General features: G+C 67.9%; 18 protein-coding genes. 14 read left to right on the top strand and 4 right to left on the bottom strand.

The genetic code is table 11. The features are described 5' to 3' along the window. The first annotated feature begins 12 nt into the window (after positions 1 to 12). Genes ABID97_RS10235 through ABID97_RS10205 form a run of 7 tightly spaced genes read left to right on the top strand, consistent with a single transcriptional unit; the run spans position 13 to position 4,923 of the window. Positions 13 to 1,119, top strand: coding sequence for an S-(hydroxymethyl)glutathione dehydrogenase/class III alcohol dehydrogenase (locus ABID97_RS10235; protein ID WP_354398395.1), 1,107 nt, complete (start codon positions 13 to 15; stop codon positions 1,117 to 1,119). 20 nt (positions 1,120 to 1,139) lie between these two features. Continuing rightward, complete coding sequence (locus ABID97_RS10230; protein WP_354398394.1) at positions 1,140 to 2,066, top strand: alpha/beta fold hydrolase; 927 nt, start codon at positions 1,140 to 1,142, stop codon at positions 2,064 to 2,066. Further along, positions 2,063 to 2,938 (top strand): S-formylglutathione hydrolase, encoded by an 876-nt coding sequence (gene fghA / locus ABID97_RS10225; protein WP_354398393.1) that lies wholly within the window; start codon positions 2,063 to 2,065, stop codon positions 2,936 to 2,938. The genes ABID97_RS10230 and fghA overlap by 4 nt, the downstream gene beginning before the upstream one ends. A 36-nt stretch (positions 2,939 to 2,974) precedes the next feature. Then, on the top strand, positions 2,975 to 3,478 hold the full coding sequence (locus tag ABID97_RS10220) for a GNAT family N-acetyltransferase (protein WP_354398392.1): 504 nt from the start codon (positions 2,975 to 2,977) through the stop codon (positions 3,476 to 3,478). 21 nt (positions 3,479 to 3,499) lie between these two features. Next, complete coding sequence (locus ABID97_RS10215; RefSeq protein ID WP_354398391.1) at positions 3,500 to 3,889, top strand: VOC family protein; 390 nt, start codon at positions 3,500 to 3,502, stop codon at positions 3,887 to 3,889. Between the two features lie 12 nt (positions 3,890 to 3,901). After that, complete coding sequence (locus tag ABID97_RS10210) at positions 3,902 to 4,315, top strand: TfoX/Sxy family protein (protein ID WP_354398390.1); 414 nt, start codon at positions 3,902 to 3,904, stop codon at positions 4,313 to 4,315. Continuing rightward, positions 4,312 to 4,923 (top strand): 3'-5' exonuclease, encoded by a 612-nt coding sequence (locus ABID97_RS10205; RefSeq protein WP_354398389.1) that lies wholly within the window; start codon positions 4,312 to 4,314, stop codon positions 4,921 to 4,923. Before ABID97_RS10210 ends, ABID97_RS10205 begins: the two co-directional genes overlap by 4 nt. Positions 4,924 to 4,938: 15 nt before the next feature. On the opposite strand, the gene ABID97_RS10200 is transcribed toward ABID97_RS10205, so the two are convergent. Both ABID97_RS10200 and ABID97_RS10195 read right to left on the bottom strand, forming a co-directional pair. Further along, positions 4,939 to 5,667, bottom strand: coding sequence for an alpha/beta fold hydrolase (locus ABID97_RS10200; RefSeq protein WP_354398388.1), 729 nt, complete (start codon positions 5,665 to 5,667; stop codon positions 4,939 to 4,941). Between the two features lie 120 nt (positions 5,668 to 5,787). Beyond that, positions 5,788 to 6,777, bottom strand: a complete 990-nt coding sequence (locus ABID97_RS10195; RefSeq protein WP_503012762.1) for an AraC-like ligand-binding domain-containing protein — start codon at positions 6,775 to 6,777, stop codon at positions 5,788 to 5,790. A 118-nt stretch (positions 6,778 to 6,895) separates the two neighbouring features. Between ABID97_RS10195 and gnd the strand changes: the two genes are divergently transcribed. Continuing rightward, positions 6,896 to 8,320 carry a decarboxylating NADP(+)-dependent phosphogluconate dehydrogenase gene (gene gnd / locus ABID97_RS10190; RefSeq protein WP_354398386.1) on the top strand — a complete coding sequence of 475 codons (1,425 nt, stop codon included), beginning with the start codon at positions 6,896 to 6,898 and terminating at the stop codon, positions 8,318 to 8,320. Positions 8,321 to 8,332: 12 nt separating this feature from the next. Here gnd and ABID97_RS10185 read toward each other — a convergent pair whose 3' ends face one another. Beyond that, positions 8,333 to 8,839 (bottom strand): gluconokinase, encoded by a 507-nt coding sequence (locus tag ABID97_RS10185; RefSeq protein ID WP_354398385.1) that lies wholly within the window; start codon positions 8,837 to 8,839, stop codon positions 8,333 to 8,335. Positions 8,840 to 8,949: 110 nt separating this feature from the next. On the opposite strand from ABID97_RS10185, the gene ABID97_RS10180 reads away from it, so the two are divergent. From ABID97_RS10180 to ABID97_RS10170, 3 genes are read left to right on the top strand one after another with little or no spacing between them, the layout of a single operon-like run. Next, positions 8,950 to 12,168 carry an efflux RND transporter permease subunit gene (locus ABID97_RS10180; RefSeq protein WP_354398384.1) on the top strand — a complete coding sequence of 1,073 codons (3,219 nt, stop codon included), beginning with the start codon at positions 8,950 to 8,952 and terminating at the stop codon, positions 12,166 to 12,168. 4 nt (positions 12,169 to 12,172) lie between these two features. Further along, positions 12,173 to 13,429, top strand: coding sequence for an efflux RND transporter periplasmic adaptor subunit (locus ABID97_RS10175; protein ID WP_354398383.1), 1,257 nt, complete (start codon positions 12,173 to 12,175; stop codon positions 13,427 to 13,429). Positions 13,430 to 13,464: 35 nt separating this feature from the next. After that, positions 13,465 to 14,913: an efflux transporter outer membrane subunit gene (locus ABID97_RS10170; protein ID WP_354401721.1), complete on the top strand. Its 1,449-nt coding sequence runs from the start codon at positions 13,465 to 13,467 to the stop codon at positions 14,911 to 14,913. Here ABID97_RS10170 and ABID97_RS10165 read toward each other — a convergent pair. Then, a complete protein-coding gene (locus ABID97_RS10165) occupies positions 14,864 to 15,958 on the bottom strand; it encodes a PA0069 family radical SAM protein (protein ID WP_354398382.1) in 1,095 nt (364 codons plus the stop codon). The genes ABID97_RS10170 and ABID97_RS10165 overlap by 50 nt on opposite strands. Before the next feature lie 121 nt (positions 15,959 to 16,079). Here ABID97_RS10165 and ABID97_RS10160 point away from each other — a divergent pair, with 121 nt between their 5' ends. From ABID97_RS10160 to ABID97_RS10150, 3 genes are read left to right on the top strand one after another with little or no spacing between them, the layout of a single operon-like run. Beyond that, positions 16,080 to 16,667, top strand: a complete 588-nt coding sequence (locus tag ABID97_RS10160) for a GbsR/MarR family transcriptional regulator (protein WP_354398381.1) — start codon at positions 16,080 to 16,082, stop codon at positions 16,665 to 16,667. Between the two features lie 59 nt (positions 16,668 to 16,726). After that, entirely contained in the window at positions 16,727 to 17,149 is a 423-nt protein-coding gene (locus tag ABID97_RS10155) for a thiol-disulfide oxidoreductase DCC family protein (RefSeq protein ID WP_354398380.1), read from the top strand. A 12-nt stretch (positions 17,150 to 17,161) separates the two neighbouring features. Further along, a complete protein-coding gene (locus ABID97_RS10150; protein WP_354398379.1) occupies positions 17,162 to 18,127 on the top strand; it encodes an SAM-dependent methyltransferase in 966 nt (321 codons plus the stop codon). Positions 18,128 to 18,150: the final 23 nt, after the last annotated feature.

Genomic DNA, 18,150 nt, shown 5'->3' with positions numbered 1-18,150 from the left:
GCCTGAATCCCCATGAAAACCAAAGCTGCCGTCGCCTGGAAATCCGGAGACCCCCTCACCATCGAAACCGTCGACCTCGAAGGCCCCAAGTTCGGCGAGGTGCTGGTCGAGATCAAGGCCACCGGCATCTGCCACACCGACTACTACACCCTCTCGGGCGCCGACCCGGAAGGCATCTTCCCGGCCATCCTCGGCCATGAAGGCGCCGGCATCGTGGTCGACGTGGGCCCCGGCGTCACCACCCTGAAAAAGGGCGACCACGTCATTCCGCTCTACACGCCCGAATGCCGCCAGTGCAAGTTCTGCCTCTCGCGCAAGACCAATCTCTGCCAGCTGATCCGCGGCACGCAGGGCAAGGGCCTGATGCCCGATGCCACTTCGCGCTTCAGCCTGGACGGCAAGCCCATCTTCCACTACATGGGCACCAGCACGTTCAGCAACTACACCGTCGCGCCCGAGATCTCGCTGGCCAAGATCCGCGAGGACGCGCCCTTCGACAAGGTCTGCTACATCGGCTGCGGCGTGACCACCGGTATCGGCGCGGTGATCTTCACGGCCAAGGTGGAAGCCGGCGCCAACGTGGTGGTGTTCGGCCTCGGCGGCATCGGCCTCAATGTGATCCAGGGCGCCAGGATGGTGGGCGCCGACAAGATCATCGGCGTCGACCTGAACCCCGAACGCGAGGCCATGGCGCGCAAGTTCGGCATGACGCACTTCCTCAATCCGAAGGAGCACGAGAACATCGTCGATGCGATCGTCCAGCTGACCGACGGCGGCGCCGACTACAGCTTCGAGTGCATCGGCAACACCAAGGTGATGCGCCAGGCGCTCGAATGCACGCACAAGGGCTGGGGCCGCAGCATCATCATCGGCGTGGCCGAAGCCGGTGCGGAAATCAGCACGCGGCCGTTCCAGCTGGTCACCGGCCGCAAGTGGGAAGGCTCGGCCTTCGGCGGCGCCCGCGGGCGCACCGACGTGCCCAAGATCGTCGACTGGTACATGGAAGGCAAGATCAACATCGACGACCTGATCACGCACACCATGCCGCTGGAAGACATCAACAAGGGCTTCGACCTGATGAAGCGCGGCGAGTCGATACGCGGCGTGGTGCTCTACTGAGCTCGCAGGGAGCGCCCGCCATGAACCGCATGGAGCCCTTGCGCCAGATCGAGGCGGGCGTTCTCGAGATCGCCTACCACGAGTCTGGCCCCTCTGACGGCCCGCCCGTTGTGCTGATGCACGGCTTCCCCTACGACATCCACGCCTACGCCGAGGTGGCGCCGATGCTCGCCGGCCAGGGCTGCCGCGTCATCGTGCCTTGCCTGCGCGGCTACGGCGCCACGCGCTTCCTCCGCGAAGCCACGCCGCGCTCGGGTGAACAGGCCGCACTCGGCGCCGACCTGCTCGCGCTGCTCGATGCGCTGGCCATTCCGCGCGCGGTGCTCGCAGGCTACGACTGGGGCGGCCGCGCTGCCTGCGTCGTGGCGGCGCTGTGGCCCGAGCGTTGTGCGGGGCTGGTCTCGTTCAACAGCTACAACATCCAGGACATCGCCCACGCGATGGTGCCCGACACGCCCGCCAACGAGCACAGCCTCTGGTACCAGTACTACTTCCACAGCGAGCGCGGCCGTGCCGGGCTGGCGAAAGACCGCAAGGCGCTCACCCGCCTGCTGTGGCAGCTCTGGTCGCCGACCTGGAAGTTCGACGACGCCACCTTCGAGCGCAGCGCGGCGGCCTTCGACCATCCCGATTTCGTCGAGGTGGTGATCCACTCGTACCGCCACCGCTTCGGGCTCGTGGCCGGCGACCCGGCGTATGCCGGCATCGAGCGCCGCCTGGCCGCGCAGCCTGCGATATCGGTGCCCGCCATCACATTCGACGGCCTCGACGACGGCGTGCGGCCGCCCGCCGACGCATCGGCCCACGCGCACCGCTTCAGCGGGCCGCGCTCGCACCGGCTGGTGCCCGGCGTCGGCCACAACATGCCGCAGGAGGCACCGCGCATCTTTGCCGACGCCGTGCTCGAACTGGTTCCCGCGCTTCACAACGACAAGACCGCACGATGACCGACTTTCTCAAGACCCTTTCCGAGCACCACGCCTTCGGCGGCGTGCAAGGCTTCTACGAGCACGCCTCGCACGAAATCGGCCTGCCGATGCGCTTCTCGGTGTACCTGCCGCCGCAGGCTGCCAACGCCCGCGTGCCCGCCCTGCTCTACCTTGCGGGGCTGACCTGCAACGAGGAAACCTTCGCAGTGAAGGCCGGCGCCCAGCGCATGGCCGCCAGCCTGGGCCTCGCGCTGATCGCGCCCGACACCAGCCCGCGCGGCAGCGCCGTCGAAAGCCTGCCCGGCGCCACCGCCAGCTACGACTTCGGCATTGGCGCGGGCTTCTATCTCGACGCCACCGAAGCCCCGTGGTCCGCCCACTGGCGCATGGAAAGCTGGATCGTGCATGAGCTGCTGCCCTTCGCCGCGCGGCACTTCGCCATCGACGACCAGCGGCTGGGCATCTGCGGCCATTCGATGGGCGGCCATGGCGCGCTCACGCTCGCGATGCGGCACCCGGGGCGCTTCAGGTCGCTGTCGGCCTTTGCCCCCATCTGCGCGCCCACACAGTGCCCGTGGGGCGAGAAGGCGTTCGCCGGCTACCTGGGCGAGCCGGGGGGCGACCGCGCGCAATGGCTTGCGCACGACGCCAGCGCGCTCATGAAATCGCAAACCGCCGCGCCCTACCCGCAAGGCATCCTGATCGACCAGGGCCTGGGCGACAAATTCCTTGCCGAGCAGCTGTACCCGGAAGCCTTCGAGGCCGCCTGCTTTGCCGCCGGCCAGCCGCTCACGCTGCGCAGGCACGCGAGCTACGACCACGGCTACTACTTCGTCCAGAGCTTCATGGCGGACCACATCGCCCACCATGCACAAACGCTGAACGGCTGATCGACCTCCGCGCAGGGCCGCCGTATCATGGAGCGCATGTCCGCAGCACAGATTCCTGCCTTCCATTTGCGCTCACGCGACGGCGCCGCCGAAGAGAACCTGGTGCTCGCCGGCATCTGGCGCCGGGCCTGGATCGCGGCCAATCGCAGGGCCACGGTGATCGAGCCGATCACGCACTGGCTCAGGCGCGTCCAGACCGAGTTCGTGCCGCCCGCCGACGTCGTGCTGGCCGAGCGCGAAGGCCAGGTGCTCGCATTCATGGTGATGCTGGCGCGGCGCGAATATGTGGCGCAGCTCTTCGTCGAGCCTCACCTGCGCAACCAGGGCCTCGGGCAGGCGCTGCTCGACGAAGCCAGCGTGCGCATGCCCTTCGGCTGGAAACTGCACGTGGCCACGAGCAACACCGCGGCGCAACGCTTCTACGAGCGCTACGGCCTGGTGCGCGGCACCATCGACCGGCACCCCTCGAGCGGGCGCGAACGGGTGGCCTACCATTGGTATCCGCAGAGCCCGCCGCGCCAGCCTCGACGCATCGGCTGAGCTCTTTCTTTCTCGTCTCTCATGCGCATCGACCACATCGCCCTCTGGACCACCGACCTCGAACGCTGCAAGCGTTTCTACATCGACTATTTCGGCGCCACGCCCGGCGAGGGCTACGTCAATCCCGCGAAGGGCTTCGCTTCCTGCTTCCTGAGCCTGGGCGACGGGGCCCGCATCGAAGCCATGACCACTCGCACGCTCTCGCCCGTGCCCGCCGAACCCGGCGCACAGCGCATGGGATGGACCCACCTGGCGATCAGCGTGGGTTCCGATGCGGCGGTCGATGCGCTCACGCAGCGCCTTGAGGCCGACGGCTACCCGCTCGTCGACGGGCCGCGCCGCACCGGCGACGGCTACTACGAGAGCGTGGTGCTCGATCCCGACGGCAACCGCATCGAGATCACCGCATGAGCCGCTTGCGCGATGAGTGAATTCGTCGACAGCCTGCACGAGATCTTCGAGCGCTTCGGCCGCATCGAGCCGCGGCGCATGTTCGGCGGCCACGGCATCTTCCACGAAGGCCGGATGATCGCCATCGTCTTGAAAGACACGCTCTACCTCAAGTCGGACGCCGAAAGCGCCGAGCATTTCGACAAGCAGAACCTGCCGCCCTTCACCTACGAACGCAACGGCAAGACGATGCCCATGTCGTACCGTCAAGCGCCCGCCGATCTCTTCGAGGACCGCGAGGAAGCCGCCCTCTGGGGCCGCCGCGCCTACGAGGCGGCACTGCGCTCCGGCCAGCCACCCAGGAAGAAACCCGCAAGGAAAACTGCAGTGAAGAAAGCCGCAGTCAAGAAAGCTCCAGTGAAGAAAAAGAAAGCAGCCTCCCCTTGAGCGACGACACCCTCGCCTTGCCGCCCCTTCCCGAGCGCGAGCAGATCGCTCTGCTCGACGCCTTCGAAGGCCTGGGGCTGAAGGACATCGTAGTCGTTTCCACGCTGGCCGAGGCCGAGCATGCGGCCACCGTGCTGCTGGCCGCCGGCGTTGCGGGCTTCGACACCGAATCCAAGCCCACCTTCGCCAAGAACGAAGTGTCCGGCGGCCCGCACGTGGTGCAGTTTTCCACGCGCGAAACCGCTTGGCTCTTTCAGTTGCACCGCACCGAATGCAACCCGGTGGTGGCGGCGCTGATCGCGTCGACCGAGCTCAGGAAGGTCGGCTTCGGCCTGTCGACCGACCTCACCCTGATACGCAACCGCCTGAACATCGAGCCCAAGGCGGTGTTCGACATCGACAGCGAATTCCGCCGTCGGGGCTACCGCAAATCGGTGGGCGTGAAGGCGGCCGTGGCGCTGGTGTTCAACCGGCGCTTCGTCAAGTCGCGCAAGGCGACCACGTCGAACTGGGCCAACAAGCAACTCACCGAAGCGCAGATCCGCTATGCGGCCAACGATGCCTATGCGTCGATCCGCGTGTTCGATGCGCTGTTCGCCCAGGCCTGACGCTGCCGACGGGCCCTAGTCCCGCCCCGCCTCCAGGATCGCCTGCGCGAGCCGCTTCGGGTTCGAGAAGAACATCTCGTGGCTGCCCGGGCACTCCACCAGCCTGAACAGGCCGAGCCGTTCCGACAGGCGCGGATGCCACGGCAGGCTGTGCGGCAAGGCCGTGTCCTGCTGGCAGTTGACGTAGGACTTGCCGATCTGCAGCGCTGCCAGCGGCTCGCGCAGGCGGATCTTGTCGGTGAAGGTACGGTAGGGATGCGGATTCAGCTTCTCGTAGCTCGCCTGCGCCAAGGGCAGGTCGGCGTCGTTGATGAAGGCCTCGCGCCAGATCGGGAACGGAAGGGTCACCGCGTTTTTGTTGGCTGCGGCTACCGCATCGAACATCCCGACGTAGTGCGGCGGCACCATGTCGTTGAGCGATTCGCCGTCCAGCGGCACGAACGCGTTGACGTAGACCAGGCGCCTGAGTCGTTGCGCGATGCGGTCCGCCACGCCCGAGATCACCATCCCGCCATAGCTGTGGCCCACCAGGCGAACCTCCGCCAAGTCCTTGTCCTCGATGAAGCGCACGGCCGATTCGATCGCATCCGCAAGGCCGGTGCGCGAGCGGTCGTCGCTGGCGCGGTTGCCCGCGAGCGTGGGGCAATGCACCACGTGGCCGGCTTCGCGCAGGCCGGCGGCCACGGCCTCCATCTCGGCCCCGGTGTGCCAGGCGCCATGGATCAGAACATAGGTATCGGACATGCGTGTTTCCTTCTGGGGCGTCGTTGAATGCCGAGGACTTTAGGGAACATGGGCCTGAACGAATGGCCGCAAGCTGCCACCCCGATGGCCGCTTTGCGCCTCTTGCGCAGCCGATGCCTCTCAGCGCTGGCGCCGCAGGGCACCCGGGGTCAGGCCCAAGTGCCGGCGGCACTGCCGGATGAAGTGCGATGCGTCGGTGAAGCCGACGCGGAATCCGATCTCCGCGATGCCCAGGCGATCGAAGCGCGGGTCGCCGAGCATGCGGCGCGCCACCTGCATGCGAAAGCCGGCCAGCGCGGCCGCGAAAGTGGTCGCTCCTTCGCCGAGGCTGCGGTGCAGGCTGCGTTCCGAGATGCCCAGTCCACCCGCCACGCCGGCCGCCGTGAGGCCCGGCTCGGCATGGCGTTCGTGCGTGGCGTCGAGCACGCGGCGGCGCAGCGCGGCGCGGGCGCTTTCGCCGGGCGCGGCCGGGCCGCCCGTGTCGCCAGCGGTGCCGGCGGCCAAGGCGAGCAGCCCGCCAAGCTGGTCGGCCAGCAACGCCGCGGGCAGCGGCGGCGCCAACACGCTCTCGGGCGACAGCTGCTGGGCAAAGCCGCTCAGCACGCGGCCCCAGCCCGACTGCCCGTCGATGCGCCGCGCCACCTGGCTGCCGGCATCGGGGAGCCAGGATTCGACCCAGGCCGTGGGCAGTTCGAACGACAGCGTATCGGCGGACTGGAGCAGATGGAATTCATAGCAGCGCCGCGAATCGACCAGCACCACGTCGCCCGGCAGCATGCGCGCCGATCGGCCGTCCTGCACGGCGACCCAGGGCGAATCGGTCTTGCACAGCAGGTAGTAGTAGTTGCTGCGGCTGTGCGCGATGGCGCGGCGCGTGCGGTACACGTCCTGCGCACTGCCGCGCACCCGGTTCACGCCGATGGCGCCGAGCGGCGCCGATTCGAGCGTGGCGCCGAAGCTGCCGCCAAGACGACTGGTCACGTCCATTTCGAGAAAGCCTTCGCAGACGGCGCCGATCCAGTAGTCGAGCCGCTGCGGCGGCGGCACGGCGTCGGTGGACCAGGTGTGGACCACGGGCGCGTGGGCCATGGGCGAGGCGTTTCCATTCATCGCGCCAACATACCCAAGCCACGCGCACTTGCCAAGCGGGTATAGACGCCCTCCCGTGGCAGCGCCCGGACGCCCCCGGCACAATGCCCGTCACATCCATGCAGACGAAAGAAGGGCCATGAGCAACGACAAAAGCGATTTCGGATTGATCGGCCTGGCCGTGATGGGCCAGAACCTGGTGCTGAACGTGGAAAGCCGCGGCTTCCAGGTCAGCGTGTACAACCGCACCGAAGCCACCACCGAAGCGTTCCTGGCAGAAAACCCCGGCAAGAAGCTGGTCGGCGCCACCACCCTCGAGGAGTTCGTCCAGAGCCTCGCCAGGCCGCGCAAGATCCAGATCATGGTGAAGGCGGGCGCGCCGGTCGACCAGGTCATCGAGCAGCTGATTCCGCTGCTCGACAAGGACGACATCGTGATCGACGGCGGCAACAGCCTGTATACCGACACCGAACGCCGCGATGCCTACCTTGCGGGCAAGGGCCTGCGCTTCATCGGCGCGGGCGTGTCGGGCGGCGAGGAAGGCGCGCGCAAGGGCCCGTCGATCATGCCGGGCGGGCCGCTGTCCACCTGGGAGGTGATGAAGCCGATCTTCGAGAGCATCGCGGCCAAGGTGGACGGCGAGCCCTGCGTGATCCACATCGGCCCCGGCGGCGCGGGCCACTTCGTGAAGATGGTGCACAACGGCATCGAGTACGGCGACATGCAGCTGATCTGCGAGGCCTACAGCCTGTTCAAGGCCGCCGGGTTCAGCACCGACGAGACGGCCTCGGTGTTCAACGAATGGAACGAAGGCGAGCTGCAGAGCTACCTGATCCAGATCACCGCCAAGGCGCTCGAACAGAAAGACCCGGAAACCGGGAAGCCGATCGTCGAACTCATCCTCGACAAGGCGGGCCAGAAAGGCACCGGCCAGTGGACGCTGATGAACGCGGCCGAGAACGCGGTGGTCATCAGCACCATCAACGCGGCGGTCGAGGCACGCGTGCTGTCCTCGCAGAAGAAGGCGCGCGTGGCGGCCAGCAAGGTGTTGCAGGGGCCCAAGATCGAACTCTCGCTCGACAAGAAGGCGCTGGTGGCCAAGGTGCACGACGCGCTCTATGCGTCGAAGGTGATCAGCTACACGCAGGGCTTCGACCTGATCCAGACCATGGGCGAAAAGAAGGGCTGGAAGCTCGATCTGAGCGGCATCGCGTCCATCTGGCGCGGCGGCTGCATCATTCGCGCGCGCTTCCTGAACCGCATCACCGATGCCTACCGCACCGATCCGGCACTCGGCAACCTGATGCTCGACCCTTTCTTCAAGGACCTGCTCAATCGTACCCAGCAGAGCTGGCGCGAGGTGGTGGCGCTGGCGGTGGGCAATGGCATTCCGGTGCCGGCGTTCAGCGCGTCGCTCGCCTACTACGACAGCTACCGCACCGAGCGGCTGCCGGCCAACCTGCTGCAGGCGCAGCGCGACTTCTTCGGCGCCCATACGTACGAGCGCACCGACAAGCCCGAAGGCCAGTTCTTCCACACCCACTGGCCCGAAGTGATCGGCTGACGCCGGGGCGGGTCAGCCCGCCGGCAGCCACGCCTTCACTTGCGCGACCAGCTGCCCGAGCGGCGCGGTCGCGTCGACGGCCACCACCCCCACTTCGCCGACCGGCGACTCCAGCGTCGCGAACTGGTTGGCCACGAGGCTCGCCGGGAACATGTGCTCGCCGGCGCCCGCCCGCGCGGCCACGCGGCGCTCGGCCTCCGCGCGCTCGATGTCCATGAACACGAAGCGCAAGCCCGGCACGGCCGCGCGCAGCTGGTCGCGGTAGCTGCGCTTGAGTGCCGAGCAGGTCAGCACCGCGCCCAGCGACGCGTCGGCCAGCGTGTGCCCGAGCGTCGCAAGCCAGCCCGAACGGTCCGCGTCGGTCAGCGCGATGCCCTGGCTCATCTTCTGGACGTTGGCGGACGGATGGAAGTCGTCGCCCTCGATCAGCGGCAGCTCGAATCCGACCGCCAGCGCCGCGGCGAGGCTCGATTTGCCGCAGCCCGAAACACCCATCACCACCAGCCATAGCCCACTCATACGTACCCCTTTTGGTGCAACCACGGGGCAATCCCCGTGCATCAGCCGTACTTAAATCTACTTCCTTATGATGCGACACCTTTTACCGCCGGAAGCAAAGAGTCTCGCCCATGGTCCAGCTCGCATTGCGCCGCCCCTACACCTTCATCGTCATGGCGATGCTGATCGTGCTGGCCACGCCGTTCGTGCTGGCACGGATGGCGACCGACATCTTCCCGGAAATCAACATCCCGGTGGTCAGCGTCATCTGGAACTACACCGGACTGCCGGCGCAGGAGATGGGACAGCGCATCTCGGGCCAGGTCGAGCGCGGGCTGACCACCACGGTCAGCGACATCGAGCATATCGAGTCCCAGTCGCTCGCGGGCGTGTCGATCATCAAGGTGTTCTTCCAGCCCACGGCCAACATCGAGATGGCGATCTCGCAGGTGGTGGCCTCCATGCAGGCCCAGGTGCGCCAGCTGCCGCCCGGCATCACGCCGCCACTGGTGATCAAGTACTCGGCCTCCAGCGTGCCGGTGGTGCAGCTCGCGCTGTCCAGCCCCACGCGCTCCGAGAATTCGCTCTTCGATGCCACGGTGAACCAGCTGCGGCCGCAGCTCATCACCGTGCCGGGTGCGGCCATTCCCTTTCCCTACGGCGGCAAGAACCGGCTGATCTCGGTCGACCTGGACACCCAGGCGCTGCAGGCGCGCGGGCTCACGCCGGCCGACGTGGTGAACGCGGTCAACACGCAGAACCTGATCCTGCCCTCTGGCACCGCCAAGTTCGGCGCCACCGAGTACAGCGTGCGCATGAACGGCTCGCCCGATGCGGTGGCCGGCCTCAACGACCTGCCGGTGCGCACGGTGAACGGCGCCACCACCTACCTGCGCGACGTGGCCTATGTGCGCGACGGCTTCTCGCCGCAGACCAACATCGTGCGGCAGGACGGCGTGCGCGGCGTGCTGCTGTCGGTGCTGAAGAACGGCGGCGCCTCCACGCTGGACATCGTCGCGAACATCCGCGCCATGCTGCCGGTGGCCGCGCAGACCATGCCGCAGGACATCAGGATCACGCCGCTGTTCGACCAGTCGGTGTTCGTGAAGGCGGCGGTCAAGGGCGTGGTGTTCGAGGCCATCCTGGCGGCGGCGCTCACGGCGGCGATGGTGCTGCTTTTCCTGGGCAACTGGCGCAGCACGCTGATCATCGCGCTCACCATTCCGCTGTCGATCCTGGCCTCGATCCTGGTCTTGTATTCGCTCGGTGAAACGCTCAACCTCATGACGCTCGGCGGGCTCGCGCTCTCGGTGGGCATCCTGGTGGACCAGGCGATCGTGACCATCGAGAACATCGAGCGCCACCTGCACATGGGCACGCCGCTGAAAGAAGCCATCGAGGTCGGCGCGGGCGAGATCGGCAATGCAGCCTTCGTTTCCACGCTGTGCATCTGCATCGTGTTCGTGCCGATGTTCTTTCTCTCGGGCGTGGCGCGCTTCCTGTTCGTGCCGCTGGCCGAAGCGGTGGTGTTCGCCATGCTGGCCTCCTACCTGCTCTCTCGCACGCTGGTGCCCACGCTGGTGATGCTGCTGATGGGCGGCGCGCAGGCCGGGCAACCGGCGGCCGAAACCAGGCCCAGCGTACTCCAGCGCGTCTACCGCAGCTTCGACCGCCGCTTCGAGCGCGTGCGCCGCGCCTACACGCTGCTGCTGTCGGTGGTGCTGTCCAGGCGCGGCGGCTTCATCGGCCTCTTCCTCGGCTTCTGCCTGCTGTCGTGCCTGCTGTATCCGGTGCTGGGCCGCGATTTCTTCCCGACCGTGGACGCGGGCCAGATCCGCCTGCACGTGCGCGCGCCCACCGGCACCCGCATCGAGGAAACCGCGCGCCTCACCGACCGGGTCGAAGCCGCCATCCGCGAGCTGGTGCCGGCCGACCAGCTCGAGACCATCCTCGACAACCTGGGCATTCCCAACAGCGGCATCAACCTTTCGTACAGCAATGCCGGCACCATCGGCACCTTCGACGCCGAACTGCTGCTTTCGCTGAAAGAGGGGCACCGGCCGACCGAAGAGTTCGTCTCCCTGCTGCGCGCCGAACTGCCCAGGCGCTTTCCGGGCATCGAGTTCTTCTTCCAGCCCGCGGACATCGTCACGCAGATTCTCAACTTCGGCCTGCCCGCCGCCATCGACGTGCAGTTCAGCGGCGCCGACATGGCCGGCAATGCGGCCCGCGCGGCCGAGCTCACCAAGGCCATCAGGCAGATTCCCGGTGCGGTCGATGCCCACGTGCACCAGCGGCTCGATGCGCCCAGCCTCAGCCTGCAGATGGACCGCTCGCGGCTGCAGCAATACGGCCTCACCGCGGCCAACGTGGGGCAGAACGTGCTGATCGCGCTCTCGGGCAGCTCGCAGACGGCGCCCGCCTTCTGGCTCAACCCGCAGAACGGCGTGGTCTACAGCATTGCCGTGCAGACGCCGCAATACAACATCGACTCGCTCGATTCGCTGCTCAACATTCCGGTGGGCACCGGCGCCGCGGCAACCGCGGGCGGCGCCTCGCAGCAACTGCTGGGCAACCTCGTCGATGCGCAGGCGGCGCGGCAGCCGGCCGTGATGTCGCGCTACAACATCGCGCCGGTGATCGACGTCTACGTGAGCGTGCAGGGCACCGACCTCGCGAGCGTCGCCTCCAAGGTGCAGGTGCTGGTCGACGAAATGCGGCCGAAGCTTTCGCGCGGCAGCCAGGTCACCATCCGCGGCCAGGTGCAGACGATGCAGTCGTCGTTCATCGGGCTCGGCGTGGGGCTGGCCATGGCCATCGTGCTGGTGTACCTGCTGATCGTGGTCACCTTCCAGTCGTGGCTCGACGCGGCCATCATCATCACCGCCCTGCCCGCGGCGCTGGCCGGCATCGCATGGATGCTGTTCATCACCGGCACGACGCTCAGCGTGCCCGCGCTCACCGGCGCGATCATGACCATGGGCGTGGCGACGGCCAACTCGATCCTGCTGGTGTCGTTCGCGCGCGAGCGGCTCCAGGCCGGCATCCCACCGCTGTCGGCCGCGCTCGAAGGCGGCGCCACGCGGATCCGGCCGGTGCTGATGACGGCGCTGGCCATGATCATCGGCATGATCCCGATGGCGCTCGGGCTCGGCGAAGGCGCCGAGCAGAACGCGCCGCTCGGCCGCGCGGTGATCGGCGGCCTGCTCTTTGCCACGGTGTCGACATTGTTTTTCGTGCCCGCCGTGTTCGCGGGAGTGCACAGTCGGCTTGCGCACCGCAAGGCAGCGCGCGAGCAGGCACACGATGCGGCGCCAACCGACGCGGGCCCTGCGCCCCAGGAGAACTGATTCCATGACGGAGCAACGCCATTCGGCATTGGCCATCCATCCCATCGCGGCCGAAGAGGGCGAAGGCGAGCTGCTGCGGCGGCGGCAGATCGTGAAGCGCACGCGCTGGCTGGTGGTCATCGTGCTTGTCTTGCTGGCGCTCGGCGCGGCGCGCACGGTGATCGTGCGCATGGCCAATGCGCGTGCGCTCGAGGCCGGCACCGCCGAACGTGCCAAGCTGCATGTGCAGACGGCCCTGCCGCGCACGCCCACCGCCGGCCAGACGCTGGCGCTGCCCGGCACGCTGCAGGGCTTCGTGCAATCGCCGATCTCGGCACGGGCCAGCGGCTATCTCAAGCGCTGGACCCGGGACATCGGCAGTCGCGTCGAAAAGGGCGAGCTGCTGGCGGAGATCGAAACCCCCGAGATCGACCAGCAGCTGTCGCAGGCGATCGCGGCGCGCGCGCAGGCCGCTTCAGGCCTGGAACTCGCGAAGAGCACGGCCGAGCGCTGGGAAAACCTGCGCAAAAAGGACGTGGTCTCGCAGCAGGACCTGGACGAGCGCCGCAGCGCCGTGGCGCAGGCCACCTCGAACGTCGCGGCGGCCGATGCCAATGTGCAGCGGCTGCGCCAGACCGAAGGCTTCAAGCGCATCGTGGCGCCGTTCGCGGGCGTGATCACGCGCCGCAACGTCGACGTGGGCGACCTCATCGATGCGGGTGCGGGCGGCGGCGCCGGACGCGCGCTCTTTATGCTGGCCCAGACCGATCCGCTGCGCGTGTACATCAACGTGCCGCAGGCCTATGCACAGCTGGTCAAGGCCGGCCAGCCGGTGGTGGTGACGCAGGCCGAACTGCGCGGCCAGCGCTTCAACGGCGAGGTGGCGCGCACCTCGGGCTCGATCGACGCCACCACGCGGATGATGCAGGTGGAGGTGTCGCTGCCCAACCGCGACGGCGCGCTGCTGCCGGGTGCCTACGTGCAGGTCTCGCTGCCGCTGGCCGCGGCCCGGACGCTCACCGTGCCGGCCAACGCGCTGCTGTTTCGCGCTGAAGGTACGCGCATCGCGGTGGTCGATGCAGAAGGCCGTATCCAGCTGCGTCCCGTCACGCTGGGCCGCAACTACGGCGAGAACGTCGAACTGGTCGAAGGCATCGGCGGCAACGACCGCATGGTGCTCAACCCCTCCGATTCCCTGGCCGAGGGCGACGTGGTGACGGTCGCGCCCGATGCACCGGCGCCCGCACAGGCCAAGCCGCCCGCGCGAAAGGAACCGGCGTGAAACTGCGCCCATTCGCTGCTGCCCTGGCCGCGGCAATGCTGGCCGCGGGTTGCGCGGTCGGCCCCGACTACAAGGCACCCGCAACGCCGCTGCCCGTGAGCTGGAAGCTCGAGGCGCCCTGGCGCCAGGCCGCACCGGACGACAGCGCCGACAAGGGCCCATGGTGGAAACGCTTCGGCGATGCGCAGCTCGATGCGCTGCAGGAGCAGGCGCTGGCCGGCAGCCCGACGCTGGCCGTGGCCAACGCGCGGCTGGCCCAGGCGCGCGCCACGGTGTCGGCCAGTTCGGCCAGCCAGTTTCCGCAGCTCGGGCTCGGCACCCGCGCATCGCGCCTCAAGATTTCCGCCAACCGGCCGCTCACCAACTATGCGACCGCCAATTCGTCGACGGTGCAGAACGACTTCGCGCTGTCGCTCAACGCCAGCTACGAACTCGACCTGGCGGGCCGCGTGCAGCGCAGCGTCGAAGGCGCCACCGCCTCGGCCGAACAATCGGCCGCCGACCTCGAGAACACCCGGCTCGTGCTCACCGCCGACGTGGCGAACAACTATTTCAACCTGCGCTCGACCGACATCGAACTCGACGTGCTCTCGCGCTCCATTGCGCTGCAGCGGCGCGCGCTCGAACTGGTCACGGCGCGGCATGAGCTGGGCGCGGTGTCGGGCCTCGACGTGGCGCAGCAGCAGGCGCTGCTCGACACCACGCTGACGCAGGTCGACGTGCTGAAGAAGCAGCGTGCGCAGTACGAGCACGCACTGGCCACCCTCACGGGCACGCCGGCGCCGAGCTTCGCGCTGGCCGCGGACCTGCGCGAGATCAGGCCGCCGGCGGTGCCGCTGGGCGTGCCGTCCGAGATGCTGCAGCGCCGGCCCGACGTGGCCTCGGCCGAGCGCGCGATGGCCGCGGCCAATGCGCAGATCGGCGTGGCCACCGCGGCCTTCTACCCGAGCTTCATCATCTCGCCGACCGTGGGTGTGGACAGCCGCATGATCGAGACGCTGTTCAACGGGCCGAGCCTGCTGTGGTCGGTGGGCGTGTCGGCCACGCAGGTGCTGTTCGACGGTGGCCGGGTGCGCGCGAACGTCGACTTTGCCAAGGCCGGCTACGACGCCACCGTGGGCAACTACCGCCGCACGGTGCTCACCGCCATGCAGGAGGTGGAAGACGGCATCACCGGACTTGCCGCGCTCGACCGCGCGACCACCCAGGCGCAGGCCGCGGTTGGGGCGGCGCGCCGCGTGCTCGACATGGCCACGAGCCGCTACGAAGGCGGTGCCTCGACCTACCTGGACGTGATCACCGCCCAGCAGTCGCTGCTCACCGTGGAGCGCCAGGCCTCGCAGCTGCAGGGCCAGCGCCTGCTGACCTCGGTGTTCCTGGTGAAGGCGCTCGGCGGCGACTGGTGCGGCGCCGGTGCCTCTACCCCCAGCGACCCTAGAACAGGCTGCCCTGCCCCGATGCGCCAGGCGGCCGGAACGCGCTGAGGTCGAGTTCGATGCGCTCGCGGTTGAAGCCGATGCGGTTGGCCGCCTTCTCGAAGCGCTGGCGGATCAGGTCGGCCCACAGGCCCGTGCCCTTCATGCGCGTGGCGAAGTCGGCGTCGTAGTCCTTGCCGCCGCGCATCTCGTGGATGCGCGCCATGATGCGGTCCGCACGCTGCGGATAGTGCAGCGCGAGCCATTCCTTGAAGAGCGGCGCCACCTCCCACGGCAGCCGGATCACGGTGTAGAACGCGCTGCGCGCACCGGCTTCCCAGGCGGCTTCGAGCACCTGTTCCATGTCTTCGTTCACGAAGGGAATCTGCGGCGCCACGCTCACGCCCACCGGCACGCCGGCTTCGGCCAGGGTGCGGATGGTGCGCAGCCGACGGTGCGGCGCGGCGGCGCGCGGCTCCAGCTTGCGGGCCAGGTCGCCGTCCAGCGTGGTCACCGTGATGTACACGGCCGCCAGGCGCTCGGCGGCCATGGGTGCGATCAGGTCCAGGTCGCGCTCCACCGCGCTCGACTTGGTGACCAGCGCGAACGGATGGCGTGTCTCCTTCAGCAGCTCGATCACCGAACGCGTGAGCCGCAGATCGCGCTCGATGGGCTGGTAGCAGTCGGTGGCCGTACCGATGGCGACGTGGCTCGGCTTGTAGCCCTTGCGGCCGAACTCGGTGCGCAGCACCTCGACGATGTTGCGCTTGGCGATGAGCTTGGTCTCGAAGTCGAGCCCCGGCGACAAATTGAGATAGCTGTGCGTGGGCCGCGCAAAACAATAGATGCAGCCGTGCTCGCAGCCGCGGTACGGGTTGAGCGACCGGTCGAAGGACACGTCGGGCGAGTCGTTTTCGTTCAGCACCGACTTCACGTCTTCGAAGCGCACTTCGGTGGCGAGCGGTTGCAGGTCCTCCGCCTCGGCTGCGCCTTCTTCGAGCGTGCCCCAGCCGTCGTCGAAGGCGTTGCGCTCGTCGCGCGTAAAGCGGTGGGCCAGGCGCGTGGCGGCGCCGCGGCCCTTGATGGCATGGAGGGGAATGTAGGCGGCCGGCATGGCGGGTCCTTTCACGTCGAAAATACTGGATATAAATACAGTATCCTCCTTGGACTGGGGACGCAAACGAAATTTGTATTTCTCTCTTGACAGAAATTTCTGGAATCTTAGACTCAGGCCCATGGAACTCACCGACATCCAACGCAAGTTCGTTCTTCACTGGGGTGAAATGGGCTCGATGTGGGGCGTCAACCGCACGGTGTCGCAAATCCATGCGCTGCTGTTCGTGCGCGGCAAGCCCATGCACGCCGAAGAGCTCTCCGAGACGCTCGGCGTGGCGCGTTCCAACGTGAGCAACAGCCTCAAGGAACTGCAGGCGTGGAACCTCGTGCGGGTCACGCACATCCTCGGCGACCGGCGCGATTATTTCGAAACCAGCGTCGACGTGTGGGAGCTGTTCCGCACCGTGGTGCGCGAGCGCAAGGAACGCGAGTTCGATCCCACCGTCCGCATGCTGCGCGAAATTGTCGCCAGCCCCGATTTCCAGAAGGAGCCCGCCGATGCGCAAGACCGCATCCGCTCCACCATGGACCTGATGGGCAAGCTGGCCACCTGGGCCGACGAGATGCTGCGGCTTTCACCGGGCACGCTCGACAAGGTGCTGACGCTGGGCGCCAGCGTGCAGAAGTTCGTGCGCGGAGATGCCGTCCCGGCCCCCAGGAAAGACGGCGATGCCGATGCCCACCATGCCAGCCTGCCGATGATCTGAGGCTCCTTTTTTTTGCCCAACTATTTCTGTTTTAACAGAAATAACGAAAACAACTCCGAATGATTGCCGTTGCTTACCCCCTCACCGTCTACTTCGATGCGACCTGCGTGCTCTGCACGGCAGAGATGAGCGCCATGAAGGCACGCGATGCCGCAGCCCGGCTGGACCTTGTGGACTGCTCGCCCGCGGGGTTCAACGCGGGGCCGGCACCGCGCGAAGCACTCATGGCGGCCATCCACGCGGTCGATGCCGCAGGCCAGGTGTTTGTCGGCGTGCCGGCCATCCGCGCCTGCCGCGACGCGGTCGGCCTGCCGAGCGGCAGCTTCCTGCTCGACCTGCCCTGGATCGCGCCGATGGCCGACCGCGCCTATGCGGTGCTTGCGCACAACCGCTACCGGCTGCCGCGTTGGCTCGTGGCCCTCGTGGCCGGCAAGGCGGCGCGGTCGTCCCGCACCTGCGCCGGCGGCAACTGCCGGATCTGAAAAGGAGTTCTCATGCCGAATGTCTTCGAGCCCGACCTTCTCGTGCACCGAACCGCCGGTGCGCCCACGGCCGATGCCCAACCCAATGCTGCCCCGCCGGTCAGCAAGGCCGACACGCAGGACTACTTCACCGAAGTCGCGGACGACTACCGCGCATGGAGTCCCAGCTACAACATGCATTTCGGCTTCTGGCGGCTCGGGCTCAACCCGTTCCGGCGCGAGGGCATGCTGGTGGAAATGAACCGCGCGGTAGGTCGTGCGCTGCAGCTCGGCGAGCCCGGGAACGCAAAGAAGAGCCCGCATCGCCGCTGCGTCGTCGACCTGGGCTGTGGCGCCGGCGCCACCGCGCGCACGCTGGTGCGCGACGACCCCTCGCTGTATGCAGTCACGGTCACCAACGTGCCGGTGCAGAACCGCATTGCGCAACGGCTCGACGCGGGCGCCGGCGTGGCCGACCGCATGGCCCACCTCGAAGCCGACTACACGCGCACCGGCCTGCCCACCGCACAGGCCGACGGCGCCTGGGCCCTCGAAAGCGCCTGCTACGCGAGCGGCACGGCCAAGGCCGATTTCGCGCGGGAGGCGGCCCGCCTGCTGAAGCCCGGCGCGCGGCTCGTGGTGATCGACGGCTTCCTGCTGCAGCGCGAGCCCGGCCGCGCCGCCGGCTGGCTGCACCGCCTGTGGGCCGACAGCTGGGCCGTCCCCACGCTGGCCGTGCGCGGCGATTTTGTCGACGCATTGCAGGCGAGCGGATTCGAACAGATCGAGGTGCGGTCGCTGCGCTGGCGCGTGGCGCCCAGCGCGCTGCACATTCCGGCGCTTGCCACGCGCTTTGCGCTGGCCGAACTCTGGAAGGCGCGCGGCCGGCTAAGCCCGTGGCGCCGCAAGCACATCGTCGCGAGCTATTGCGCCCTGGTGCTGGGCCTTTTCTGGCGCGACTTCGACTACTGCATGGTGACCGCGAAGCGCAGCGGCTGATTGCGCCGGACCCAGAACAACAC

It is taken from the genome of Variovorax sp. OAS795 (assembly GCF_040546685.1).
Taxonomy (GTDB): Bacteria; Pseudomonadota; Gammaproteobacteria; order Burkholderiales; family Burkholderiaceae_C; genus Variovorax.
Note: the sequence above shows the minus strand (reverse complement) of the source record. Positions and strands in the feature narration are given on the sequence as shown.